Genomic DNA, 24,859 nt, shown 5'->3' on the forward strand with positions numbered 1-24,859 from the left:
TCGGTTGGGTCAGATGGTGGGTGGGGTCTGGGTGGTGATCGCCACGGGCCAGTAAGTCTGCGGGCAGCGTTCGGGGTCGGCGGGTACCAGCTTGGGGCCCTGGCAGGGGCCGTTGCCGGTGGGGCAGAAGGTGGTGCCGTCGGTGGGTGCCAAAGTGGTGGCGGCCGTCCAGCTGATCGGCTCGATGGGCACGGTGATCGAGCCCAACGCGTAGTGGGACACGATTTTCAGTCGCCCCCCGGACGGCGGGGGTGCGTCGGCCGCGATGGCCGCGTTGGTCAGGTTGGCGCCGTCGAGGTTGCTGCCGGTGAAGTCGGCGCCCTGCAGCGCGGCTCCCACGAACGAGAACCCTTTGGTGTGCAGCTTGCCGAGCAGGGTGCCCTGAAACCCGGCCCCGGCCAGGCAGGCCCCGTCGAAGGAGACACCCACCAGGTCTTTCTCGGCCACGCCGCTGAAGTCGATCTCGGGCAGAAACGCGTTGGCGAAGTCGGCCTCGCGCAGGCTGGCCCCGGCCACCGTCGCCGCCTTGCCGTACAAGAACGCGTAGGCGAACGTCACGCCCTGGGCGTTGGCGTTGCTGAAGTCGGCGTCGAACAGGTAGCTGTAGGCGAAGTTCGCAGGCCCCGACGACGCGGACTGATCCAGCGGCGACAGAATCGCTCCGTGAAACGCGGCCCCGTTGAGGTACGAGCCGGTCAGGTTCGCGTTGCAGAGCGAGGCACCGGTGAAATCGGCCTTGGCCAGATTCCAGGCAATCATGTTGACGAAGTCGAGAATGGTGCCGCGGGCGTTGATCTGCGGCGGCTTGGTGGGGGGCGCCGGAAACTGGTTGATCACCGCTCTGGTCAGGTTCAGCCAGCGCCAGTCGGGGCCCAGCGACGGGTAGTCGATAGTCGCCGAGGTGAGGTCGATCCAGGCGTCCTGCGCCGCCCCCAGCGGCGGCACCAGCGTGGTGGCGGTCAGGTCGCAGCCGACGAACAGCGCGTGCCCGAAGGTCTTGCCGGTCAGGTCGGCGCCGGCGAGCCGACAGCGCGAGAAGTCGAACGGCATCGCGGTGACGTCGAGGCAGGTGAAGTCGACGAACGACAGGTCCGAGCCGTTGGGCACGTTCCACCCGCCCGGCGCGGTGAAGCTCCAGGCCGGGTTGGTGCGGGCGGCCTGCCAGGGTGCCAGGTACGGGCCCGCGCTGCCGGTGCTGGTGGCCACCACCGCGCCGTTGCCGTCGCCGGTGCCCAGGTTCACCAGGGCGTACCAGAGTTGGTCGGCCGGGTTCTGCCACCAGAAGGTGAGGTTGGGCCCGAGTTGGTAGAGGCCGAACAGGGCGGCTGCGGCCTGGTCGGTGCCGGTGGCGCAGAACACGGTGCGGGTGCTGCCGGCCACCTGCTGCTGCTGCGCGACCACGTACCGGCCGTTGCTGAGTGACTGCAGCAGAAAGCCCTGACCAGGCGTCTTGGGCGGCAGTTGCACGGTGTAGGCGTTGAACGTCTGGTTGGTGGCCGACGACGCACCCGGCACGCTGTCGAGTCGTCCGTCGTCGCCCACCACCGTCCAACCCGGCACCGCGCCCACCGGGGGCATCGGGGCGCCGAGGTAGGTCGAGAAGCCGAACTGCGAAATGCTCAGAATGTTCATGGCGGCTCCGATCACGACGTGGCGAACAGTTGGGTGGCGAACAGCACGCCGGACGAACCCATGGCGCCGAAGGCGGTCACGGTCTGGCCGGTCTTGAGCTGGGCCAGGGTGGCGGTCACGCCGTCCAGCCGAATGATGGTGCTGTCGTCGGTACTGACGCTCAGAATCGTCTGCGGCGTCTCTTGCAGCACCAGTTGTGGCGCGGTGATGCTCAGAATGCTGCCCTGGTAGGCCTTCACCGGCGGCACCCATAGGCTGACGCTCGGCTCGGGGGTGGCCGAACCCTGCAGCTGTTCGTAGTTCAGCGAGTAGACGTCGCGAATGATGTCGACGGCGATGGCGGCGGCGGCGAAGTCGTCGGTGCGGGCCAGGAACGACCCGTCCGGGCGGTACAGGTCGAGGTGATAGTCGTCGGGCGAGCGGCCGAGGCCCTCGTACGACAGCACGTACAGGTAGCCCTGCGGCTCGACCGCCACGTCGAGCCAGACGGTCTGGTCGGTCGCGTTGGCCAGGGGCATCGTGGCCTGCTTGGTGCCCGAGCCGGTGGGGTCGAAACAGGGCAGCGGGTTGCCGCTGGTGTCGAACGCCTGCACCCGGCAGGTGCCCTGCTCGAGCACGAAGATCTGGCCCTGCATGCCGAACGTGATGGCCCGGGGCACCGACACCAGACCGATCCGTGTGCCGGGTCCGGCGAACATGCAGGCCTTGGGGGCGGTTTCGTTGGGCTGGCCGGCGGCCGGCACCTTGAGCACGTAGATCTTGCTGTGGTTGGCGTCGAAGCTGATGCCGGCGACGTAGTCGTTGAAGGCGGCCAGTCGATCCATCGGGAAGGGGAAGCGCCCCCAGCTCAGGCTCGGGTCGGGGTTGAGGTTCGGCGGCTGGCTGCCGCCCGACTCGGTCCACACCAGTTCCAGCCGGCGCAGGTGCGCCTCTTGCCCGATGTTGGTGGCCGGGTTCGCATCGAGGTAGAAGTTGAGCCCGGTGCCGTCGTAGGCGCCGGTGCGCTGATAGGCGAGTGCGGGCTTGACCACCATGCCTGACTCGGCCGCGTAGGCGCTCTGCGGGTTCTGCAGCAGCGACACGTTCTCGACGGTGAAGTGGCTCGCGTCGGTCTGGTAGGTGTAGCCGAGCATGCCGGCGCTCTGGCTGATGGTGATGCCGTCGAGCCGGGTGAGGTCGGTCTCGGTTGCGACCGTCGCCGTGGGTTGCGTGGCCGGCGGCTCGCTGGTGGTACCCAGCCACTGCCGCGAACCGTCCACCAGGATCGTCTTCTCGGTGAACTGGTACACCGAGAACTGATCAAGCGGTGGTGCGTTGTTGGTCACGATGACGCTCACCGCGCGCGTGGACGGGTTCGGTCCGGTGCCGTCCCCCTTGGCGTCCACCCAGTCGCTCTGGCCCTGGCCGGCCTGCCACCCGGTGGGCGAGTACATGAAGACGCTCACCTGAATCTGGCCGCCCGCGGGCAGGCTCGAGAAGTCGAGGTGCAGGGGGGTGTTCCATGTGGTGGCCGGCATCTGCAGGGTGGTCACCGCCGGGGTGGCGTTCGTCGAGAACGCGATCGACACCTGGTAGGTGCCGCCGATCGCCTCGGGCGGAAACTCGTGCATGGTTTCGTCGGGATTCATGGTCAGCGACAGGGCGAAGGTGCGGGCGATGTCGGTGGTGAACACGAACGGCGAGTCGACCACCTCGACGATGGTCTGGCTGAGTTGGGCCACCGTGATGGCGCCGTTGAAGATCAGCGAGGCGATGTCGAGAAACGGAATCGATTCCACGACCGCACCCACCGCGATCTGGGCCAGCAGAATCACGCCGTAGGCGCAGCCGGTCTGCAGCAGATCGGGCAGCAGGCTCTCGGCGAGAAACTTGCCGATCGCCTCCGCGTCCTGCTGAATCATCGTGGCGGCGTTGAGCTTGGTGTTCATCACCACGCCGACGATGGTCTTGGCCAGGTTGAACATCGTGCCCTTGTGGTTCCACACGCTTTCGGTGAGGGCTGCGCTGTCGACCGTGGCGGCGTCGTACATCAGCAGAATCATCGGCAGCGCCAACTCGAACACCGCGGTGAACGAGATGCCCAGGGCGCAGACGTCCTGGTCGTAGGGGCCGCGGCCCAGCCCGCCCCACATGATGCGGACGACGTTGGCTTCTTTGGGCAGGTAGTCGATGGTGAGGGTGGTCGGGGCGGCGGGCACCGGAATGCCGCAGATGGTGCCGGTCGGGCTCACCCAGGTGAGGAACTTCTTGGTGTGGTCGGGTTCGATGAAACCCATGCCCGACCAGATCGGGTCGTCAACGTTGCAGAAGTCGCCGGGCCACTTGGTGTTGACGTTCTCGATGATCCAGTGGCCGGGCTCCGACGGGTCGGGCACCTTCACCTCGGTGTCGCTGGCCCCCAGGTCGATCGGTACCAGGGTCTGCGACGAGCCCTCGCCCTGGTACTTCAGAAACTGCACGTAGGCAGACAGGTGCCGCAGCCAGTGGTTGGTGCAGTCAAGGGTGAGCTGCCCTGCGTAGGCGGGGTACTTCGGGTTGACGTCTTTGCTCATGTCGACCTTCAGCGAGCTCGCGTCGACACTCAGCCCGCTGCCGGGTGACAGGTTGGTCACCGTCCAGGTCACGTCGTCGTCGGTCGCAGTGGAGTCGGCCACCGTCGCGTGGGCGCGAGGCGTGAGGGCGCCCGACGGTGTGGCGTGGTAGTCGGTGGACGCCACGGCGTCCTGCGTGTTCCAGGTGACACCTTCGAGTTGCTCGGCGTTCTTGGCCGCCTGCAGCGCAGCCCCCAGCGAGCCCGAGAGGGCCGGCTGCAGGGCGTCGATGTTCATCCGCTGCGAGTACACCCAGTCGCCGGGCTGTGAGCCCGAATCGGTGGGTTGGGCCGCCCGCGCGGTGAGCAGCTTCTCGATCGCGGGGTCGTTGCCCTCGCGCCACAGCAGCGGGTCTTTGGTGAAGGCGTCCACCGACGGGGGTGACGGGTAGAGCAGGTGTTCGGTCGGGCTGAGCATCACCGCGTAGGGGTCGCTGATCCAGCTCTGGCCCTGCAGCAAGAGCTCGCCGAGTTGTTGGGCCAGATCGCCGGCGTTGGGCCTGATGCAGGTGTCGAGAATGTAGCTGGGCACTGTGAAGTCGTCCTGCGATGACAGGTTGGCCAGATTGTTGTGCAGAAACAACAAAGCGCAGGCGAGGTCTTCGGAGTCGTTGAGCGGGTCGTCGGCGCCCGGAATCGAGATCGCGAAGGTGACCAACTGGTTGTAGGTCTGGGTGCCCGGCCCCTTGGGTCCGTCGACGGTCACCGGTGTGCGCACCGCCTGAATCACCACGCCGTCGGACGGGCTGGTGGCCACGCCTTTCACGTAGTGGGTGATGCGATGGTGGGCCGCCTGCAGCCTCTTGCTGCCGCCGACCGCCGCCGCGAGGGTCGCCGGCGTATGCCTGTGAATGGGGTAGCTCCGGCCCCGCTTGTGAAACGTGTAGGTACGGTTCGGGTCGAGGTGCGACAGGTCGAACTGATAGCTGATACTCATCGATTTACACATTCCGGTAAATGCGCCTGCACGCGGGCGCGCGGGGGCAGCAGGGCGATTGGACGGTCGGTGGGCGGGGGGTCTTTGCCCACAGTGCTCGAGGGTGGGTGAGCATTGCTGGGCCCTTTTCTCAGGCTTGAGTAAAAGGCCGGCCAGATGAGCATGCTCTCTCATCGCATTGCTCGTCAATAGCGTGATCATGGGTACTATTGCGAACCCCGGCATGGGCGTTCGGGGGTGACCAGCAGGTGTGGGCGGGTATCGTGCATGTGCTCCCAATAGTGCAGTTTACTAGGTGTTACTCACGTCTTAGGGTGCTTGTTTCTGGGGCTCGGCCCGCGCGGTTTCGTCGCTGGTTGCTCATGCCGCATCGGTGGGTGTGCGCCGGCTTGGCTTTCACGCCGGTCGCTCTTTCGTGCGCTCGATCGTTGTTGAACCACGTTATATTGCACGAGACTATGGATAACGCGCGGCGTGCCTTTGTCGTTCGTCAGAAAAATGTATTGGTCAGACCGCGTAGTCGACGACCACGGGGGAGTGATCGCTCATTCGATCCTCGTAACTGGGTTCACGGTCGGTGCCGCCGGTAACGGCGCCGGCCGCCAGTGCAGGTGAGGCCAGGTGGTAGTCGATGCGCCAGCCGGTGTCATTGCCCCAGGCCTGGCCGCGCCACGTCCACCACGAGAAGGGTCCGGTGTCATGGGGGTGCAGGCTGCGCACGACGTCCACCAGGGTGCGCGGGCCGAGCAGCCGTCCGAACCACTGCCGCTCGTCGGGTCGAAACCCCGGTTGCCGCAGGTTCGCCGTCGGGTTGGCCAGGTCGGCCCGGGTGTGGGCGATGTTGAAGTCGCCGAGCACCAGAAACTCGCGGCCCGCGCGCCGCGCATCCAAACGCGCGCGGGTCAGGTAGCGGCCGAACGACGCCATGAAGCGCAGCTTGCGGCGCTGTTTGGCGGCCCACTCGGGGCCGTAGTCAGGGTTGCCGCCCTTGGGCAGGTACAGCGAGCCGACGGTCAGCGGTGGTCCGTCCGGCGGGTCGAGATCGACCTCCAGGTAGCGGCCCTCGTGGTCGAAGCTGCGGCTGCCGAAGCCCGTGCGCACCGCCGACGGCGCCCAGCGCGCCAACACGGCGACGCCGTTGCGCCCGGCACGGCTGCCGGCGTCGTAACTGAGCCGGTACTGCGGCCGCGCGTCCACCGGCAGGTCGTCCACCCCGCACCGCACCTCTTGCAGGGCCACGATGTCGGGCCCGCGCTGCTCGAGCCAGGTACCGAAACCACGCCGCACCGACGCCCGAATGCCGTTCACGTTGGCGGTGGCGATGCGCAGCGTGGTCACGGCAGCCCAAGTTACCTGCCCTGGCGTGCCGAGTGCTCGACGCGAATACTGACCACCATGGGCACACTCAGCTACGGCATGATCACGTCGCTCGACGGCTACGCCGAGGGCCCGGACGGACGGTTCGACTGGGCGACGCCCGACGAGTCGACGCACCGCTTCGTCAACGAGCGCGAGCGTGAGTTCGGCACCTACCTGACGGCCGGCGCCTGTTCGAGACCATGCAGGTCTGGGCCGAGGACGACTGGCTCCAAGGCGAGCCGGACGTGCTGCACGAGTACGCCGACATCTGGCGCGACCGCGACAAGATCGTCTACTCCACCACCATGGCCGCACCCACGCTCGCCCGCACCCGGCTCGAACGCACCCTCGACCTCGACGCCGTGCGGGCCCTGAAGGAATCGACGGACGCCGGCATCTGCGTCGGCGGGCCCACCCTCGCCGCTGCGTTGATGAGGGCGCGGCTGGTGGACGAGCTGACCATGTACATCGCACCGGTGGTGGTCGGCGCCGGTGCGCCGGCCCTGCCGGGGGTGTCGCTCGACCTCACCCTGCTCGAGGAGCGCCGGCTCGGGGACGGATTTCTGTACGTGCGTTACGCGATTCGCAACCCGTGACGAGGGCTCACCTTCTCGGGGTCAGCGATAGTTGGCGAATTGAACCGCGAAGTCGTAGTCGGCTGCCTGAATCAGTCGTTGGCAGGCCTGCAGGTCGTCACGCTTCTTGCTGAACACCCGCAGCTCGTCGCCCTGCACCTGGGTGCGCACGCCCTTGGGCCCCTCGTCGCGAATCAGCTTGGCGATCTTGCGGGCGTCGTCGCCCGAAATGCCCTGCTGCATGGTGGCGGTCAGCTTCCAGATCTTGCCCGACAGCCGCGGGTCGCCCGGCTTGAGCGCCTTCAGGTCGATCTTGCGCCGCACCAGCATGGTCTGCAGCACGTCGAGCACCGCCTTGACCCGCTCTTCGCCGGACGCCTCCAGCTCGATCACGTCGCCGGAGTGCTTGATCGAGGCGTCGGTGCCCTTGAAGTCGTAGCGATTGCGGATCTCTTTGCTGGTCATGTTGACCGCGTTCTCCAACTCTTGGGCGTCGTACTTGCTGACCACATCGAACGAGCTGTCTCCGGCCATCGTCGCTTCCTCATCTGTGACTGTCGTGGATTGGTGGGCTCCGGCCCGGTGTTGCTATCTTTGTCGTCGGCCCCAACCTGGCAGGTTGCCCGAGCGGCCAAAGGGAGCGGTCTGTAAAACCGTCGGCATCGCCTACGTAGGTTCGAATCCTACACCTGCCACCGCCACGATCCCCTGGTGAACGATCTGTTCGCCAGGGGTTTCGCCTTGTCGCCCCGCTATTGCCCTTACCGGCGAGCGCAGCGTCCCGAATTCTCGTTCCGGCGAATCGCCGAAAGCGACTTCGGCTCGATCTTCGAGGTTGTCGCAGGCGTGTCACCTAGACTGGTCGGCATGCTCATGCAGCGAGCGCTTCCCTTGCCAACGCCGGCGAGGCCGGCAGGCGTAGTGATCCGACCGCAGGTGGCGGGTGACAGTGTTGCGCTGGGCGCCCTCTACTGGGACTCCTACCCCAAGGGCGTGGCAGCCGTCGATCTCGAAGACGCCATCGAAGAGATGGAGGGCGTGTTCGAGGGCGAGTACGGCACCCCGGTCGAGTCGGCTTCCCTGGTGGTCACCGACAACGCGGGCGCGCTGCTGGGATGCATCCAGACCGTCACCAGCCCGCCGTGGGAGGGCATTCCCGCGGTGCCGTTCGTGATCGAACTGTTCGTGCACCCGGGTCAGCGGCGCCGCGGCCTGGGTTCGCTGCTGTTGCTGACGGCGGCGCAGGCCGTGCACGAAGAGGGCTGGGAGAGCATCGCGCTGAACGTGCAAGAAGAGACCGCCGCCGAGGCCACCCACCTGTACCGGGCGCTCGGGTTCACCGAGATCACGCCGGCCGCGGTCGAGAGCTGAGCGCTCGGCCGAGACGCGCGCCCCGCTGATCCTGTGGACTCATGTCAAGATGCCCGCTTGGGTTGGGTCGTTGACTCATTTCGTTTTGCCCGCGTCATTTTTGTTCGGGATAGGTAGACGTGGTTGCGTTTGGCTGCTTTGAGGATGGTGCCGCGGCGGCGGGCGAGTTCGAGCAGGTTGCGTTGGATGAGGTCGATGTCTCGGCGTAGTTGGGCCGGGTTGGCCTGGGTGATGCGACTGTCAAGGTGTCGCCGGTCCTGGTCGTCGAGGACGGTGGGGTGGTCACGGAGCAGCCGGCCGGCCGGGGTGGTGGCGGTGTCGTAGGTCTTGGTGACTTTCGCTCCGGTGCGGGTCTTGGTTTTCAGCTTCTGTTGCGGGGTGAACAGGTTGGACAGTTCAGCGGCCAGGGGCCATAGCTGGTTGAGCAGGTCGAGTTCCCGGCTGGTGTCGTAGCGGTAGTAGCCGACGTTGCGGCGGACTCTGGTCCAGTTCTTCTGTTCGATGTGGGCTTGGTCGTTGGAATGGTTCGGGCGGCCGCGGGTGAACGTGATCTCACGGGTGTTGCACCAGCTCATCAGGTGGTGGTTAATGAACTCGGAGCCGTTGTCAGAGTGGACGCCCACGATCGCGAACGGGAACCGGAGGGCGAGTTGCTCCAGCCCGGTGGCCACGATCCTTTCGCCCTTGGACTTCACGGTGATGGTTTCGGTCCAACCGGTAGCCACGTCGACAGCGTCCAGGCTGTAGTGGAAGTGGCCGTTGTTGTCGCCGCCGTCGTGACCGACCAGATCGATCTCGATGAACCCTGGCTGGGTGTCGTCCCACTCGTGCCAGGTCTTCAGCGGGATCGACGATTTCAACAGCGATCCGGGGCGGGTCAAGGACCGGCCCTTGAGGTTGCCGACCAGCCCGAGCCGGTAGGGCCGCAATCGGCGATCGATGGTCGCCGCCGACATGGCCAGCAGTGCGTCGATGACTTCGGGTGTCGCGTTCAGCTCGCCCTTGGCGACCAGGCTCGCGACCAGGACCGGCAGCGCTGGGCGCACGATCTTGCCGCTGGGTCCGTCCAGCACCGCCCAGCACACCGCCAAGGCGTCGATCACCTCAGGTCCGTAGCGGAACACAGGCTCGCGGGGCCTGCGTGGCCGGTTCACGTCCACACCGGCGACCGCTGCCCGGATCATCTTGCGGGCATGGTCTCGATGCCAGCCGTTGACCGCGACCAGATGATCCAAAATGGTCGACTTCTCAGCCTTGGTCGCCTTCGGCCACGCCTTGACCTGGCTCGCCAGCACAGCCTTCCGTTGCCTCATCGTCAGCCCCATCCCCGCAGCCTGACCCACGCGGGCATTCTCAGATGAGTCAACGACCCCACCCACGCGGGCATTCAGCACGAGTCAACTCGCTGATCCTGTGGACTCATGTCAAGATGCCCGCTTGGGTTGGGTCGTTGACTCATTTCGTTTTGCCCGCGTCATTTTTGTTCGGGATAGGTAGACGTGGTTGCGTTTGGCTGCTTTGAGGATGGTGCCGCGGCGGCGGGCGAGTTCGAGCAGGTTGCGTTGGATGAGGTCGATGTCTCGGCGTAGTTGGGCCGGGTTGGCCTGGGTGATGCGACTGTCAAGGTGTCGCCGGTCCTGGTCGTCGAGGACGGTGGGGTGGTCACGGAGCAGCCGGCCGGCCGGGGTGGTGGCGGTGTCGTAGGTCTTGGTGACTTTCGCTCCGGTGCGGGTCTTGGTTTTCAGCTTCTGTTGCGGGGTGAACAGGTTGGACAGTTCAGCGGCCAGGGGCCATAGCTGGTTGAGCAGGTCGAGTTCCCGGCTGGTGTCGTAGCGGTAGTAGCCGACGTTGCGGCGGACTCTGGTCCAGTTCTTCTGTTCGATGTGGGCTTGGTCGTTGGAATGGTTCGGGCGGCCGCGGGTGAACGTGATCTCACGGGTGTTGCACCAGCTCATCAGGTGGTGGTTAATGAACTCGGAGCCGTTGTCAGAGTGGACGCCCACGATCGCGAACGGGAACCGGAGGGCGAGTTGCTCCAGCCCGGTGGCCACGATCCTTTCGCCCTTGGACTTCACGGTGATGGTTTCGGTCCAACCGGTAGCCACGTCGACAGCGTCCAGGCTGTAGTGGAAGTGGCCGTTGTTGTCGCCGCCGTCGTGACCGACCAGATCGATCTCGATGAACCCTGGCTGGGTGTCGTCCCACTCGTGCCAGGTCTTCAGCGGGATCGACGATTTCAACAGCGATCCGGGGCGGGTCAAGGACCGGCCCTTGAGGTTGCCGACCAGCCCGAGCCGGTAGGGCCGCAATCGGCGATCGATGGTCGCCGCCGACATGGCCAGCAGTGCGTCGATGACTTCGGGTGTCGCGTTCAGCTCGCCCTTGGCGACCAGGCTCGCGACCAGGACCGGCAGCGCTGGGCGCACGATCTTGCCGCTGGGTCCGTCCAGCACCGCCCAGCACACCGCCAAGGCGTCGATCACCTCAGGTCCGTAGCGGAACACAGGCTCGCGGGGCCTGCGTGGCCGGTTCACGTCCACACCGGCGACCGCTGCCCGGATCATCTTGCGGGCATGGTCTCGATGCCAGCCGTTGACCGCGACCAGATGATCCAAAATGGTCGACTTCTCAGCCTTGGTCGCCTTCGGCCACGCCTTGACCTGGCTCGCCAGCACAGCCTTCCGTTGCCTCATCGTCAGCCCCATCCCCGCAGCCTGACCCACGCGGGCATTCTCAGATGAGTCAACGACCCCACCCACGCGGGCATTCAGCACGAGTCAACTCGCTGATTTGAGGCCCGCGCCGTCCCTCGTGTAGTGTTTCCTGCGGTCCAGGCCCCTATAGCTCAGTCGGCAGAGCGTCTCCATGGTAAGGAGAAGGTCTGCGGTTCGATTCCGCATGGGGGCTCTGCGTTTGGGGTAGATGGAACAAACCGCCCATCGTGCCCGTTGGGTACTCCGAACGGGGCGGGATAGCTCAGGCGGTAGAGCAAGCGGCTCATAATCGCTGTGTCGCGGGTTCGAGTCCCGCTCCCGCTACCAAACCGGCAACACCCTGCAAGACGAGAGAGAGCAACGCGATGGCCAAGAAGCAGTCGGAGATCCGGCCGAAGATCACCTTGGCGTGCACCGAGTGCAAAGAGCGCAACTACATCACCAAGAAGAACCGGCGTAACGACCCGGATCGTCTTGAGCTGAAGAAGTTCTGCCCCAAGTGCCACCTGCACACCGCGCACCGCGAGACTCGCTGAGCGCATCAACCATCGAGCCGCCCCTACCACGGGCGGCTTTTTGGCGTTCGCGGTAGTTGGGGACGGTTTCCATCTCCCGCCACACAGGTGCCGGCATCAGTCTCTGGTGCCGCTTTCTGTCGCTGCTGCCGTGTTATAGCCAGGCACCACACAGTCAAGCCGGCACCAGTGATCGATGCCGGCATCAGGGGTCTCGTTTGGCGGTAGTTGGGGACGGTTCCTATCGACCGCCAGGCCGACGGCCAACCCGGGTGGCTGCGATGCGGCGGACGAGGGCACGCACTAACCTGTCGCCCATGATTACCGACAGCCACATCGGTCGGACCTACCCGGCGACCGACCCGTACGTGGTCAGCGCCGCGAAGGTGGCCGAGTTCGCTGACGCCCTGGGCGACGCCGCCAACCCCGCCTACGCCGGCCCCGACGCGGTCGCACCCCCCACCTTCGCTGTGGTGTTGTCGTCGGCGGCGTGGGGTGCGATGTTCGACGACCCCGAGTTGGAGTTGTCGTTGAGCCGCACGGTGCACACCGACCAGCGGTTCACCTGGCGCCGTCCGCTGCGGGTGGGCGACCAGGTGACCGCCACCCTCACCATCGAGAAGTTCCGTGCCCGTGGCTCCAGCGCGTTCATCACCATCGTGGTGGGGTTGGACGACGCCGACGGCGAGCGGGTCTGCGACGCGACGTCCACTCTGTTGCACACCTGGCCCGAGGAGATCGCATGAGCACGGTCGAGTTGGCCACCTCGCAACCGGGCACCGTGCTGCCCGGCATCACCGCCGCCTTCACGCGGGGCGCCCTGGTGCGCTACGCGGGGGCGTCCACCGACTTCAACCCGATTCACTGGAGCGACCGGGCGGCCGCCGACCTGGGCCTGCCCGGCGTGATCGCCCACGGCATGCTCACCATGGGCACCGCGCTGCGGGTGGTCACCGACTGGTGCGGCGACCCCGCCCGCGTGCTGAGCTACTACGTGCGGTTCACCAGGCCGGTCGTCGTGCCCGATGACGACGAGGGCGCCACCGTCAGCTTGGGCGGCACGGTCACCAAGGTCGACGACGGTGTGGCGACGGTGAGCATCGAGGCGCTGTTCGACGGCGTCAAGGTGCTCGGTGCGGCCACCGCCGAGGTGCGCCTTGACTGAACTGCTGGCCGACCACACCACCCTGCGCGTCGGCGGCCCCGCCCGACGTTGGGTCGAGGCGACCACCCTGCACGAACTGGTCGAGGTCGTCCGCACCGCCGACGCGGCCGGCGAGCCGGTGCTGGTGCTGGGCGGCGGCTCCAACGTGCTGGTCGGCGACGACGGCTTCGACGGCACCGTGGTGCATGTGGCCACCCGAGGCATCGAGATAACGGGCGGCAGTTGCACCATCGACGAACCAGGCGCGGCCCAGTGCGGGGGAGCGGTGGTCACCGTTGCCGCCGGCGAACCCTGGGACGGCTTCGTGGCCACCGCGATCGAACGCGAATGGCGCGGCATCGAAGCCCTGTCGGGCATTCCCGGCAGCGTGGGTGCCACCCCGATTCAAAACGTCGGGGCCTACGGCCAAGAGGTGGCGCAGACCCTGTGGTCGGTCCGCACCTGGGACCGCCACACCAACGCTTATGCCACCTTCGCCGTCGGCGACTGCGGCTTCGGCTATCGCACGTCGCGGTTCAAGAGCGAACCGGGCCGGTACGTGGTGCTCAGCGTCACCTACCAGTTTCAGCAGGGCGACCAGTCGATGCCGATTCGGTTCGGCGAGCTCGCCACCCGGCTCGGCGTGCAGGCCAAGGGCCGGGCACCGATGACCGAGGTGCGCGAGGCGGTACTGGCTCTGCGCGCCGGCAAGGGCATGGTGCTCGACGCCGCCGACCACGACACCTGGAGCGCCGGGTCGTTCTTCACCAACCCGCTGCTGGACGCCGCCCAGGCCGCCACCCTGCCCGAGGCCGCCCCCCGCTACCCCCAGCCGGACGGCACGGTGAAGTCGAGTGCTGCCTGGCTGATCGAGGCCGCCGGGTTCGGCAAGGGTTTCGGCACCCCGCCGGCGACCCTGTCGACCAAGCACACGTTGGCCATCACCAACCGTGGGGGAGCCTCGGCCGACGACCTGCTGCGGCTGGCCCGGCAGGTGCGCGACGGCGTGCGCGATCGGTTCGCGGTGACTCTGGTACCCGAGCCCATGCTGGTGGGCGTTTCCCTAGACTGAGCCGCATGGCGTCCATCTTCTCTGCAGTTCCGCTTGCTCCCCGAGACCCGATTCTCGGCCTCACCGAGGCCTTCAACGCCGACCCCAACCCGGCCAAGGTCAACCTCGGCGTCGGGGTCTATCAGGACGCCACCGGCAAGCTGCCGCTGCTCGAGTGCGTGCGGCTGGCCGAGCAGCGGCTGGCCGAGAACCCCAAGCCGCGCGGGTACCTGCCCATCGATGGGCTGCCCGGCTACGTGGCGGCCGTGCGTGAACTGGTCTTCGGAGCCGACTCGCCGGTGCTGCGGCGCACCATAACCGTGCAGGCGTTGGGCGGCACCGGGGCGCTCAAGATCGGTGCCGACTTTCTGCGCCGCACCGCCCCCGAGGCCACCGTGTTGATTTCGAACCCGTCGTGGGAGAACCACGAGGCACTGTTCACAAGGGCCGGTTTCAGCGTGGGCACGTACCGCTACTACGACGAGCAGGCCAAGGGCGTCGACTTCGACGGCATGATCGCCGACCTGGCCGCAGCCCCGGCCGGCACCGTCGTGGTACTGCACGCCTGCTGCCACAACCCCACCGGCTACGACCTCACCGCCGACCAGTGGGCCACGGTGCTCGACACGGTGCGCGCCGGCGGCCTGGTGCCGTTTCTCGACATGGCCTACCAGGGCTTCTCGGAATCGCTCGAAGCGGACGGGGCGGTGGTGCGGCAGTTCGCCGAGAGCGGCATCGCGATGCTGGTGGCGACGTCGTTCAGCAAGAGCCTCAGCCTGTACGGCGAGCGCATCGGCGCCCTCTCGCTGGTCTGCGCCGACGCCGACGAGGCGGCCCGGGTACTCAGCCAAGACAAGATCGTGGTGCGCACCAACTACTCCAACCCGCCCACGCACGGCGCCCAGCTCGCCACCACCGTGTTGACCGACCCCGAACTGCGGGCGCTGTGGGTCGACGAACTGGGTGGCATGCGCGACCGCATCAAGGCCATGCGGCATCGTCTGGTGGCCGGCCTCGAGGCCGCCGGCATCACCGACATGGGGTTCATCGCCACGCAGGTGGGCATGTTCAGCTACTCGGGGCTGACCAAAGACCAGATGGTGGCGCTGCGCGAGCAGCACGGCGTGTACGGCACCGACAAGGGCCGCATCTGCGTGGCTGCGCTCAACGACAACAACGTCGATTACGTGTGCCGAGCCATCGCGGCGGTGCGCGGCGCGTGACCCCGCAGGCTGGGGCCGTGCCGGTTCGACTCGCTTCGGCAAGCCCGGTACACTTCTTGTCTTGGTGAGTTCACCTCTGATCGGCCATGCCCACAGCTCACAAGGCACCGGGCGCCGGCCTGAGGGGGTTCACCACGAAGGGCAATAGCTCAATTGGCAGAGCAGCGGTCTCCAAAACCGCAGGTTGGGGGTTCAAGTCCCTCTTGCCCTGCTGGACCAACCGAGTGTGAAGGATCTTTTGTGGCGCAGGAGAAGGACAATGCCGACGGCGACAACGGCGTTCCCGCTGCCCAAGATCCGGCGCGCGAGGTAGCCAAGGCGGCGGCGAGCAGCCGTCCGGTCCGCAAGTCGGCGTCGAACGACGAGACGTCGACCAAGAAAGATCACGCGACCCCCAAGCAGCGCGCAGGCGGTGCCCGGGCCACCCGCAAGCGCACCACGCCGGTGTCGTTCGTCCGCGAGTCGGCCGACGAACTGCGCAAGGTGGTGTGGCCGACGGCCACCCAGCTGCGGCAGTACTTCGTGGTGGTGCTGGTGTTCGTTCTGCTGGTGATCGCCTACGTCAGCGCCCTCGACCTGCTGTTCGGGTGGGGCCTGCTGAAGATCTTCGGCTGAGACAAGTCGATACGAGAGAAGTAACTGTGTCTGAAACGCATGCCACAAACGATGACGCCGAGTTCGAGATCGACCTCGGTCCGGCCGACGCGCCCGCGGCCAGTGACGACTTCGAGGTCGACCTGGGGTTCGGGGCCGAGGTCGACGAGCCCGACGACGGCCTGTCGATCGACCTGAGCGAGCCCGAGCCGACGGCCGACGAGGCCGACGAAGACGACGACGCCGGTGACGAGGCGGTGCTCGCCGAGCTGCGCGAGAAGCTGCGCACCCAGCTGGGCGACTGGTACGTCATCCACACCTACTCGGGCATGGAGAACCGGGTGAAGCAGAACCTCGACTCGCGGGTGAAGACCCTCGGCATGGAGGAGCTGATCTTCGAGTCGGTCGTGCCCACCGAAGAGGTGGTCGAGACCCGCAACGGCACCCGCAAGACCGTCACCCGCACCCGGATGCCGGGCTACGTGCTGGTGCGCATGGACCTGACCGACGAGTCGTGGTCGGCCGTGCGGCACACGCCGTCGGTCACCGGCTTCGTGGCGCACGCCAACGCGCCGGTGCCGCTGTCGCTGCAAGAGGTCGAAGACCAGCTCGCCCCGGCGGCCCTGGCCGCGGCCGCAGCCGCCAGCAACGGCCCCAAGAAACGCACCCGCAAGGTCGAGGTCGCCGACTTCAAGGTGGGCGATTCCGTCATGGTCGTCAACGGGCCCTTCAGCGGGGTGCACGCGACCATCACCGAGATCAACGCGAACAGCCAGCGGCTCAAGGCGCTGGTAGAGATCCTGGGTCGTGAGACCCCGGTCGACCTGACGTTCAACCAGATCGCCAAGGTCTAGTTCGCTAGCAATAACACAACCAGTTAGGACCCAACCAACCATGCCTCCCAAGAAGAAGGTAGCGGCGATCGTCAAGGTCGCCCTCAACGCGGGTGCGGCCACTCCGGCTCCGCCGGTGGGCACCGCGCTCGGCCCGCACGGCGTCAACATCATGGAGTTCTGCAAGCGGTACAACGCAGAAACCGAAGCCATGCGCGGCACCATCGTGCCGGTCGAGATCACCATCTACGAAGACCGCACGTTCACGTTCATCACCAAGACGCCGCCGGCCGCCGAGCTGATCAAGAAGGCCGCCGGAGTCAAGAGCGGCTCGGCTCGTCCGCACACCGACAAGGTCGGCAAGATCACGGCCGCCCAGGTGCGTGAGATCGCCACCACCAAGCTGCCCGACCTCAACGCCAACGACCTCGAGGCCGCGGCCAAGATCGTCGAGGGCACCGCACGCTCGATGGGCATCACCGTCGAGGGCTGATCACCCGCCGGTCGAGCTTGTCGAGACCAGCACCGCAGTAGAACAAAGAGCGGGAGGACGCCCGTCCGCACCGCACCTGGCAATCGGCCACACGAGGCCGTATTCACAAGGAGACCAGAATGAAGCGAAGCAAGGCCTACCGGGCCGCCGCGGAGAACATCGACGCGACCCAGCTCTACAGCGCCGAAGAGGCGCTGGCCCTCGTCAAGAAGGGCGCCAGCGCCAAGTTCGACGAGACCGTCGAGGTCGCGATGCGGCTCGGCGTCGACCCACGTAAGGCGGACCAGATGGTCCGTGGCACCGTGAACCTTCCCAACGGCACCGGCAAGACGGCAAGGGTCCTCGTCTTCGCCACCGGTGAGAAGGCCGCGGACGCACTCGCGGCCGGCGCCGACGAGGTGGGCGCCGACGAGCTGATCGAGAAGATCACCGGCGGCTACCTCGACTTCGACGCAGTCGTGGCCACCCCCGACATGATGGGCAAGGTCGGCCGGCTGGGCCGGGTGCTCGGCCCGCGCGGCCTGATGCCGAACCCGAAGACCGGCACCGTCACCATGGACGTGGCCAAGGCGGTCAGCGACATCAAGGGCGGCAAGATCGAGTTTCGCGTCGACCGGCACGCCAACCTGTGCTTCGTGGTCGGCAAGGCGTCGTTCAGCCCCGAGCAGCTCAGCCAGAACTACTTCGCGGCTCTCGACGAGGTGCTGCGGCTCAAGCCGTCCGCCTCGAAGGGCCGGTACCTGAAGAAGGTCACCGTGTCGTCCACCATGGGTCCGGGCGTGAACGTCGACCCGACCCGCCTGAAGCCCGCCGAGGTCTGATCGGCACCGAGGTCTGAACCAAAGGAACCGTCCCCTGAACTGCAGGGGGCGGTTCTTTCGGTTCAGGGGACGGTTCCTTCGGTTCACCGACGGCCTCGATTTGATGGCCTCTTCACCGTGGCCTAGAATGGGGGAGCCGAAGACCGCTGGTGGCGCCGAAGGGTGTCCTAAGGATCAACGATCGCCCGCGCAGGTAAATCTGAACAGCTCGTCACGAGTTTGCCCCGGATTGCCCTGCGCGCCGGGGTTTTTCCACGTCTACGGCATCGACGGAAGTGGGAAGGAGACTCATGGCGAGGGCTGACAAGGCCGCAGCCGTGGCGGAGCTGAAGGACAGCTTCACCAACTCGGCTGCCGCTGTACTGACCGAGTACCGCGGTCTCACCGTGAAGAATCTGCAGGAACTGCGCAGGTCTTTGGGTGAGAACGCCACCTACGCCGTCGCGAAGAACACGTTGACTGAGATCGCTGCCCGTGAAGCGGGCATCGAGGGCCTCGAGCAGCAGCTCGCCGGCCCCACCGCGATCGCCTTCATCTCCGGCGACGTCGCAAACGTCGCCAAGGGACTGCGTGACTTCGCGAAGGCGAACCCGCATCTGGTCATCAAGGGCGGTGTCATGGACGGTCGTGTCCTCGACGCCGATTCGGTGAAGAAGCTGGCCGACCTCGAGTCTCGCGAGGTTCTGCTCGCCAAGCTCGCGGGCGCCATGAACGGCAACCTCGCGAAGGCCGCCGGACTCTTCGCCGCGCCGCTCAGCCAGGCCGCTCGCGTGCTGGCTGCCCTTCAAGACCAGAAGCAGGCCGGGGCCACCCCGGCAACCGATGCAGCACCCGCTGCGGAGGCCACCGAAGACGCGGCTGACGCTGCATCGAAGTAAGAACGAAAGGAACAACCATGGCGAAGCTCAGCTCGGACGACCTCCTGGAGGCGTTCAAGGAGATGACGCTGATCGAGCTCTCTGAGTTCGTGAAGCAGTTCGAAGACACCTTCGGTGTCACCGCGGCCGCTCCGGTCGCGGCCGCCGCTGCCCCGGCCGCTGCCGGTGGTGCCGGCGACGCTGCCGAAGAAGAAGAGGTCAGCAACGAGGTCGACGTGATCCTCGAGTCGGCCGGCGACAAGAAGATCCAGGTCATCAAAGAGGTGCGCGCGCTCACCAGCCTGGGCCTCAAGGAGGCCAAGGACCTGGTCGAGGCGGCTCCGAAGCCCGTTCTGGAGAAGGTCACCCGCGAAGCCGCTGCCAAGGCCAAGGAGGCCCTCGAGGCCGCCGGCGCCGCGGTCAGCGTCAAGTGAGCTGACAAATCCCGTCAAGTGACCTGAGGTCACCGACGCACCACGACAGCGGCGGACCCCCCGGGACGATCCGAGGGATCCGCCGCTGTCTGCCTCTGCCTCCGCGGGCCCAAATGCTAATCGGCGGCGGAACCTCGTGGTTCCGCCGCCGATCTGCCTGCGGGGGTGGGATTGGCTGGATTGAGAGGTCTACTTCACCGACTTGGTCAACTTGACCGATTGCGGCCACCAGCCCTCACCGCCGGCATGATCGCCCTGAGTGGCTGCGCTGATCGGAACGATGGCGACGGCCAACAGAGTTGCGGCGGCCACGATGGCCTTACGGATTCCCTTCATTGTTTCTCCCCCGGAAGAAATGGTTGTGCATTGTGCTGACAATGATGGTCGAGACTTGACGGATATGTCAAGTAGTGACAGCCTAAGTGACAGACCCCCGGAGGAGGTGCGTTTTGTCGGCGTCGCTAGCCCACAGCGAGTTTGGAGCGCGGCTGCGCGAGACACGTAAGCGTCTCGGTCTGTCACAGAGCGAGCTGGGTGGCGACCGGTACTCCGGCAGCTACATCTCCCATCTGGAGAGCGGCCGTCGGGCCGCATCGGCCGAGGTGATCGAGTTTCTGGCCGGGCGACTGGGCGTCGAGGTCGAAGAGTTGGGCATGGTTGCCGCTCCGCCGACCGCGCTCGAAAGCGTCGAAGACATTCAGGCGCTGGAGATGTTGCTGGTCGCCGATCGGGCCTGGCACGACCGCGACTGGGGTACTGCCGGTGAACTGGCGCTGCGCGCCGCGGCGTCCGCCCTGCAGGCGGGGCATGCCGAGCGGCACTGGCAGGCGCTGTACCTGCGGGCGCAGGCGGCGCTGGCCGAGGGCGACTTCACCGATGCGATCCACTTCGCCGAGCAGTTGGCCACCCACCAAGTGGCCGTCGCGTCGCCTACTCTTCGTGCGCGCGCGTTGTGCCTGTCGGCCACCGCTCACCGGGCCGGCGACGAACTTCCGATGGCGTTGGTGCACGCCGGCCAGGCCGTCGAACTGGCCCGCGACGCACCACCCATCGTGCTGGCCGACGCACTGATGTGCCTTGTCAGCGCAGTTTTGGAAAGCGGGCGTCCGACCGCGGAGTCTGATCGTCTGTGTCGCCGCCTCGAAGACGTCAGCCTGCACGTCGAGTCGTCGCACGCCCGCGGCGTCATCTACTGGACATTGGGCACCGCATCGTTCAAATCGGGCAACGTCAGCAAGGGCCTCGAGATGCACGACTCGGCCCTGCAGTTGCTGAGCCCTCGACGCGATCTGCGCCTGTGGCTGCGGTTGAACATGTCTGCGGTCGGCTGCCGGCTGAGCGCCGGCATCACCGAGGGCGTCAAAGAGTTGCTCGACGCAGCAAACGGCGGCCTGATGCTGATCGGCAACCCGTTCGACATCTTCGAGTTGCGACATGCCGAGGCGAAACTCGAGTTGCTCGAGGGCCGTCCGCTTGAAGCGCGCAAGTTGGTCAAGACGTTGATCGCTGATCCGGCCCTGCGGTCGGCGGTGGCGACCAACGGTCGCGCCGAAGAGTTGTTGGCCGACATCGAGCTCGATCTGGGTGAGAAAGACCTTGCCAGGGCGGCATTCATTCGTGCCGCCGGCCTGTACGGAATTCAAGAGCAGTTCCGCCAGGCCAGCCTGTGCTGGCAGCGTGCGGTCGACCTCGAAACCCTGCGTGCCCATAATATGGACACTGTCGCAGACGCTAGTTGACAAGACTGTCAAGTGATGGTCGAATAACTGTTGTCAACGGCACAACCCCCCGATAGCGTCGTTGATGGGCACTGCTGATCGGTGTTCGCCTTGTGAGTTTCCTCCCGTTGCCCGAGGCGAACACCGATTCGGTGTAAAAGGGGTCCCCCGCCCCAGGAGTTTGAGCCGCCGTTCCCCCACGGCGGCTCCTCCATTTTCTGGCCAGTGCGTGTGACGACGACCCTGCGCGGGCGACGCCCGACGACGTGACGGGGAATACCCGTGCCCCAGCTGAGCGTTGAGCCTGTGAGGGGTTTGAGCCTCTCCTCACCATCGCTGTCGCCCAGCAGGTGTCGGACCTCGGTTTGCCAACATCTGCAGAACGTACTAATGTAGCTGTTTGCCCATCGCTCACCAACGACCCGTGATTTGACGCGGGCCGTTCTGCGTGCAAAGAACCGGTCTCACACCGGGTTTTGGAAGGACCATCACCTTGGCCGTCTCGCGCTCTGCGTCGAAGAACACCAACGTCGTTTCCGCCTCTGGCCGGATCTCGTTCGCCAAGATCGCCGAACCCCTCGAGGTTCCGAACCTGCTCGATCTGCAGATCGAGTCGTTCGACTGGCTGATCGGCAACGAAGCCTGGCGGGCCCGGGTTTCCGCAGCCCTTGCCGAAGGTCGCACCGACGTCAACACCAAGTCCGGCCTGGAAGAGATCTTCGAAGAGATCTCTCCGATCGAGGATCTGTCCCAGACCATGTCGCTGTCGTTCCGCGACAACCGGTTCGAGGACCCGAAGCACTCCGTGGAGGAGTGCAAAGACCGCGACGTCACCTACGCCGCGCCGCTGTTCGTCACCGCCGAGTTCATGAACAACGACACCGGTGAGATCAAGAGCCAGACGGTGTTCATGGGCGACTTCCCCCTGATGACCGACAAGGGCACCTTCATCATCAACGGCACCGAGCGCGTCGTGGTGTCGCAGCTCGTGCGTTCGCCGGGCGTCTACTTCGAGCAGACCCCCGACAAGACGTCCGACAAAGACATCTTCACCTGCCGCATCATTCCGTCGCGCGGTGCGTGGCTCGAGTTCGAGGTCGACAAGCGCGACATGGTCGGAGTCCGCCTCGACCGCAAGCGCAAGCAGAACGTCACCGTGCTGCTCAAGGCCCTGGGCTGGACCAACGAGCAGATTCTCGAAGAGTTCGGCGAGTACGAGTCGATTCGGCTGACCCTCGAGAAGGACCACACCGCCAACACCGACGAGGCGCTGCTCGACATCTACCGCAAGCTGCGTCCGGGCGAGCCGCCGACCCGTGAGGCCGCGCAGGCGATGTTGGAGAACTACTACTTCAACCCCAAGCGCTACGACCTGGCCAAGGTGGGTCGCTACAAGATCAACAAGAAGCTCGGGCTGACCGAGCCGTTCGACAAGCAGGTGCTCACCGTCGACGACATCGTCGCGGCCATCCGCTACGTCGTTGCGCTGCACGAAGGGCGCGAGGAAGTCGGCGGCATCATCGCCGAGACCGACGACATCGACCACTTCGGCAACCGTCGGCTGCGCACCGTGGGTGAGCTGATCCAGAACCAGCTCCGCATCGGTCTGGGCCGGCTCGAGCGCACCGTTCGCGACCGCATGACCACGCAAGACATCGAGGCGATCACGCCGCAGACGCTGATCAACATCCGTCCGGTGTCGGCGGCGCTGAAGGAGTTCTTCGGCACCTCGCAGTTGAGCCAGTTCATGGACCAGACCAACCCGGTGTCAGGCCTGACCCACAAGCGCCGGCTGTCGGCGCTGGGCCCGGGCGGTCTGTCGCGTGATCGCGCCGGCATGGAGGTGCGCGACGTGCACCACAGCCACTACGGCCGCATGTGCCCGATCGAAACCCCTGAGGGTCCGAACATCGGCCTGATCGGCTCGCTGGCCAGCTTCGCGCGGGTGAACGCGTTCGGCTTCATCGAGACGCCGTACCGCAAGGTCAACGACGGCCGGGTGACCGACCAGATCGACTACCTGACCGCCGACGAAGAAGACCGCTACGTCATCGCGCAGGCCAACGCCCAGCTCGACGAGACCGGTCACTTCACCGAGGCCCGCGTGCTGGTGCGAAAGAAGCACGGCGACGCCGACGAGGTGGCGCCGCTCGACGTGCAGTACATGGACGTCTCGCCGCGCCAGATGGTGTCGGTGGCGACCGCGCTGATTCCGTTCCTCGAGCACGACGACGCGTCGCGGGCCCTGATGGGTGCCAACATGCAGCGTCAGGCGGTTCCGCTGATCCGCAACGAGGCCCCGTTCGTGGGCACCGGCATGGAGTACCGCGGTGCGGTCGACGCCGGTGACGTCACGGTGGCCGAGAAGGCCGGCGTGGTCACCTCGGTGAGCGCCGACATCATCGACATCGCCAACGACGACGGCACCTACCGCAGCTACCGGCTCGACAAGTTCACCCGTAGCAACCAGGCCACCTGCATCAACCAGCGTCCGCTGGTCGCCGAGGGTGACCGGGTCGAGGTGGGCTCGCCGCTGGCCGACGGTGCCTGCACCGACGCCGGCGAAATGGCGCTCGGACGCAACCTGCTGGTGGCGTTCATGCCGTGGGAGGGTCACAACTACGAGGACGCGATCATCCTGAGCCAGCGCCTCGTGCAGGACGACGTGCTCACCTCGATCCACATCGAGGAGCACGAGATCGACGCCCGCGACACCAAGCTCGGCGCCGAAGAGATCACCCGCGACATTCCGAACATCGGCGAGGACATGCTCGCCAACCTCGACGACCGCGGCATCATCCGCATCGGCGCCGAGGTCGGCACCGGCGACATCCTGGTCGGCAAGGTCACGCCCAAGGGCGAGACCGAGCTCACGCCCGAGGAGCGGCTGCTGCGCGCGATCTTCGGCGAGAAGGCGCGCGAGGTGCGCGACACGTCCATGAAGGTGCCGCACGGCGAAACCGGCACCGTGATCGGTGTGCGGGTGTTCGACCGCGAAGAGGGCGACGAACTGCCCCCCGGCGTGAACCAGCTGGTGCGCGTCTACGTGGCGCAGAAGCGCAAGATCAGCGATGGCGACAAGCTGGCCGGACGGCACGGCAACAAGGGCGTCATCAGCAAGATCCTGCCCGTCGAAGACATGCCGTTCATGGAGGACGGCACGCCGGTCGACATCGTGCTGAACCCGCTGGGCGTGCCCTCGCGCATGAACGTCGGGCAGGTGCTCGAAACCCACCTCGGGTGGGTGGCGAAGACCGGCTGGGACATCGACGGTGTCGACGAGCCCTGGGCCAACCGGCTCAAGGACGTCGGCCTGGGCCGGGTCGAGGGCGATGCCCGCCTGGCCACCCCGGTGTTCGACGGTGCCAACGAGCACGAGATCGCGGGTCTGCTCGAGCACGGGCTGCCGCAGCGCGACGGCATGAAGCTGGTGGACGCCGGCGGCAAGGCGCAGCTCTTCGACGGACGCTCCGGCGAGCCGTACCCCGATCGGGTCGGTGTCGGCTACATCTACATGCTGAAGCTGCACCACCTGGTGGACGACAAGATCCACGCCCGCTCGACCGGTCCGTACTCGATGATCACCCAGCAGCCGTTGGGCGGTAAGGCGCAGTTCGGCGGCCAGCGCTTCGGTGAGATGGAGGTGTGGGCACTGGAGGCCTACGGTGCCGCCTGGGCGCTGCAGGAGCTGCTCACCATCAAGTCCGACGACGTCCCCGGCCGGGTCAAGGTCTACGAGGCGATCGTCAAGGGCGAGAACATTCCCGAGCCGGGCATTCCCGAGTCGTTCAAGGTTCTGGTCAAAGAGATGAAGTCGCTCTGCCTGAACGTCGAGGTGCTGTCGTCCGACGGCACGGTGGTCGAGCTTCGCGATTCCGAAGACGACTTCCGTAGCGCCGAGGAGTTCGGCATCGACCTGTCCCGTCGTCCGGGCGCCGATTCGTTCGCCGCCCTGGATGAGGTCTGAGTCAACCGCTCAGTCGCAATCAACTCAGACC

The 24,859-nt window shown here is 66.3% G+C and carries 22 protein-coding genes and 4 tRNA genes; 19 read left to right on the forward strand and 7 right to left on the reverse strand.

Features of this window, described 5'->3' with window-relative positions:
- Positions 1-9: 9 nt before the first annotated feature.
- From MPLG2_RS01745 to MPLG2_RS01750, 3 genes are all read right to left on the reverse strand, one after another.
- Positions 10-1,632, reverse strand: a complete 1,623-nt coding sequence (locus MPLG2_RS01745; RefSeq protein ID WP_158680783.1) for a pentapeptide repeat-containing protein — start codon at positions 1,630-1,632, stop codon at positions 10-12.
- 11 nt (positions 1,633-1,643) lie between these two features.
- Positions 1,644-5,159: an NHL repeat-containing protein gene (locus MPLG2_RS18210; RefSeq protein WP_158680784.1), complete on the reverse strand. Its 3,516-nt coding sequence runs from the start codon at positions 5,157-5,159 to the stop codon at positions 1,644-1,646.
- A 507-nt stretch (positions 5,160-5,666) separates the two neighbouring features.
- Positions 5,667-6,488, reverse strand: coding sequence for an exodeoxyribonuclease III (locus tag MPLG2_RS01750; protein WP_105187408.1), 822 nt, complete (start codon positions 6,486-6,488; stop codon positions 5,667-5,669).
- A gap of 230 nt (positions 6,489-6,718) precedes the next feature.
- On the opposite strand from MPLG2_RS01750, the gene MPLG2_RS01755 reads away from it, so the two are divergent.
- Positions 6,719-7,114, forward strand: coding sequence for a dihydrofolate reductase family protein (locus MPLG2_RS01755; protein WP_231935748.1), 396 nt, complete (start codon positions 6,719-6,721; stop codon positions 7,112-7,114).
- Between the two features lie 21 nt (positions 7,115-7,135).
- Here the strand turns inward: MPLG2_RS01755 and MPLG2_RS01760 are convergent, their stop codons facing one another.
- Positions 7,136-7,627, reverse strand: coding sequence for a YajQ family cyclic di-GMP-binding protein (locus MPLG2_RS01760; protein WP_105184659.1), 492 nt, complete (start codon positions 7,625-7,627; stop codon positions 7,136-7,138).
- A 79-nt stretch (positions 7,628-7,706) separates the two neighbouring features.
- On the opposite strand from MPLG2_RS01760, the gene MPLG2_RS01765 reads away from it, so the two are divergent.
- Together MPLG2_RS01765 and MPLG2_RS01770 are read left to right on the forward strand one after the other, a co-directional pair.
- Positions 7,707-7,788 (forward strand) — tRNA-Tyr (locus MPLG2_RS01765).
- A gap of 226 nt (positions 7,789-8,014) precedes the next feature.
- Positions 8,015-8,464 (forward strand): GNAT family N-acetyltransferase, encoded by a 450-nt coding sequence (locus MPLG2_RS01770; protein WP_158680785.1) that lies wholly within the window; start codon positions 8,015-8,017, stop codon positions 8,462-8,464.
- A 44-nt stretch (positions 8,465-8,508) separates the two neighbouring features.
- Here MPLG2_RS01770 and MPLG2_RS01775 read toward each other — a convergent pair whose 3' ends face one another.
- Both MPLG2_RS01775 and MPLG2_RS01780 read right to left on the reverse strand, forming a co-directional pair.
- Positions 8,509-9,777, reverse strand: a complete 1,269-nt coding sequence (locus MPLG2_RS01775; RefSeq protein WP_105187409.1) for an integrase catalytic domain-containing protein — start codon at positions 9,775-9,777, stop codon at positions 8,509-8,511.
- A gap of 111 nt (positions 9,778-9,888) precedes the next feature.
- Positions 9,889-11,157: an integrase catalytic domain-containing protein gene (locus MPLG2_RS01780; protein WP_105187409.1), complete on the reverse strand. Its 1,269-nt coding sequence runs from the start codon at positions 11,155-11,157 to the stop codon at positions 9,889-9,891.
- A 141-nt stretch (positions 11,158-11,298) separates the two neighbouring features.
- Here MPLG2_RS01780 and MPLG2_RS01785 point away from each other — a divergent pair.
- The 14 genes from MPLG2_RS01785 (at position 11,299) to rplL (ending at position 19,143) form a co-directional block, all read left to right on the forward strand.
- Positions 11,299-11,371 (forward strand) — tRNA-Thr (locus MPLG2_RS01785).
- Positions 11,372-11,429: 58 nt separating this feature from the next.
- Positions 11,430-11,505: transfer RNA gene (locus MPLG2_RS01790), tRNA-Met, on the forward strand.
- Between the two features lie 38 nt (positions 11,506-11,543).
- On the forward strand, positions 11,544-11,714 hold the full coding sequence (gene rpmG, locus MPLG2_RS01795; protein WP_105184661.1) for a 50S ribosomal protein L33: 171 nt from the start codon (positions 11,544-11,546) through the stop codon (positions 11,712-11,714).
- A gap of 296 nt (positions 11,715-12,010) precedes the next feature.
- Complete coding sequence (locus MPLG2_RS01800; protein ID WP_173909588.1) at positions 12,011-12,439, forward strand: FAS1-like dehydratase domain-containing protein; 429 nt, start codon at positions 12,011-12,013, stop codon at positions 12,437-12,439.
- Entirely contained in the window at positions 12,436-12,858 is a 423-nt protein-coding gene (locus MPLG2_RS01805; RefSeq protein WP_105184663.1) for a MaoC/PaaZ C-terminal domain-containing protein, read from the forward strand. The genes MPLG2_RS01800 and MPLG2_RS01805 overlap by 4 nt, the downstream gene beginning before the upstream one ends.
- Positions 12,851-13,909 carry a UDP-N-acetylmuramate dehydrogenase gene (locus tag MPLG2_RS01810; RefSeq protein ID WP_105184664.1) on the forward strand — a complete coding sequence of 353 codons (1,059 nt, stop codon included), beginning with the start codon at positions 12,851-12,853 and terminating at the stop codon, positions 13,907-13,909. The genes MPLG2_RS01805 and MPLG2_RS01810 overlap by 8 nt, the downstream gene beginning before the upstream one ends.
- Positions 13,910-13,914: 5 nt before the next feature.
- The gene (locus tag MPLG2_RS01815) at positions 13,915-15,111 is read left to right on the forward strand and encodes an amino acid aminotransferase (RefSeq protein ID WP_105184665.1); all 1,197 of its coding nucleotides are present in this window, start codon (positions 13,915-13,917) and stop codon (positions 15,109-15,111) included.
- Between the two features lie 138 nt (positions 15,112-15,249).
- Positions 15,250-15,322 (forward strand) — tRNA-Trp (locus MPLG2_RS01820).
- 29 nt (positions 15,323-15,351) lie between these two features.
- Positions 15,352-15,726, forward strand: coding sequence for a preprotein translocase subunit SecE (gene secE, locus MPLG2_RS01825; protein ID WP_105184666.1), 375 nt, complete (start codon positions 15,352-15,354; stop codon positions 15,724-15,726).
- Positions 15,727-15,752: 26 nt separating this feature from the next.
- Positions 15,753-16,559 (forward strand): transcription termination/antitermination protein NusG, encoded by an 807-nt coding sequence (nusG, locus tag MPLG2_RS01830; RefSeq protein ID WP_231935749.1) that lies wholly within the window; start codon positions 15,753-15,755, stop codon positions 16,557-16,559.
- Positions 16,560-16,599: 40 nt separating this feature from the next.
- The gene (gene rplK / locus MPLG2_RS01835; protein WP_105184667.1) at positions 16,600-17,031 is read left to right on the forward strand and encodes a 50S ribosomal protein L11; all 432 of its coding nucleotides are present in this window, start codon (positions 16,600-16,602) and stop codon (positions 17,029-17,031) included.
- A 119-nt stretch (positions 17,032-17,150) separates the two neighbouring features.
- Positions 17,151-17,852, forward strand: a complete 702-nt coding sequence (gene rplA, locus MPLG2_RS01840) for a 50S ribosomal protein L1 (protein ID WP_105184668.1) — start codon at positions 17,151-17,153, stop codon at positions 17,850-17,852.
- A 290-nt stretch (positions 17,853-18,142) separates the two neighbouring features.
- Positions 18,143-18,730: a 50S ribosomal protein L10 gene (gene rplJ, locus MPLG2_RS01845; protein ID WP_105184669.1), complete on the forward strand. Its 588-nt coding sequence runs from the start codon at positions 18,143-18,145 to the stop codon at positions 18,728-18,730.
- Between the two features lie 17 nt (positions 18,731-18,747).
- Positions 18,748-19,143, forward strand: a complete 396-nt coding sequence (gene rplL / locus MPLG2_RS01850; protein WP_105184670.1) for a 50S ribosomal protein L7/L12 — start codon at positions 18,748-18,750, stop codon at positions 19,141-19,143.
- Positions 19,144-19,332: 189 nt separating this feature from the next.
- On the opposite strand, the gene MPLG2_RS18215 is transcribed toward rplL, so the two are convergent.
- Positions 19,333-19,479 carry a hypothetical protein gene (locus tag MPLG2_RS18215; protein ID WP_158680786.1) on the reverse strand — a complete coding sequence of 49 codons (147 nt, stop codon included), beginning with the start codon at positions 19,477-19,479 and terminating at the stop codon, positions 19,333-19,335.
- Positions 19,480-19,592: 113 nt separating this feature from the next.
- On the opposite strand from MPLG2_RS18215, the gene MPLG2_RS01855 reads away from it, so the two are divergent.
- Complete coding sequence (locus tag MPLG2_RS01855) at positions 19,593-20,882, forward strand: helix-turn-helix domain-containing protein (RefSeq protein ID WP_158680787.1); 1,290 nt, start codon at positions 19,593-19,595, stop codon at positions 20,880-20,882.
- Between the two features lie 472 nt (positions 20,883-21,354).
- Positions 21,355-24,828 carry a DNA-directed RNA polymerase subunit beta gene (gene rpoB / locus MPLG2_RS01860; RefSeq protein WP_105184672.1) on the forward strand — a complete coding sequence of 1,158 codons (3,474 nt, stop codon included), beginning with the start codon at positions 21,355-21,357 and terminating at the stop codon, positions 24,826-24,828.
- Positions 24,829-24,859: the final 31 nt, after the last annotated feature.

The sequence above is a fragment of the Micropruina glycogenica genome, from assembly GCF_900289045.1.
Lineage (GTDB): Bacteria > Actinomycetota > Actinomycetes > Propionibacteriales > Propionibacteriaceae > Micropruina > Micropruina glycogenica.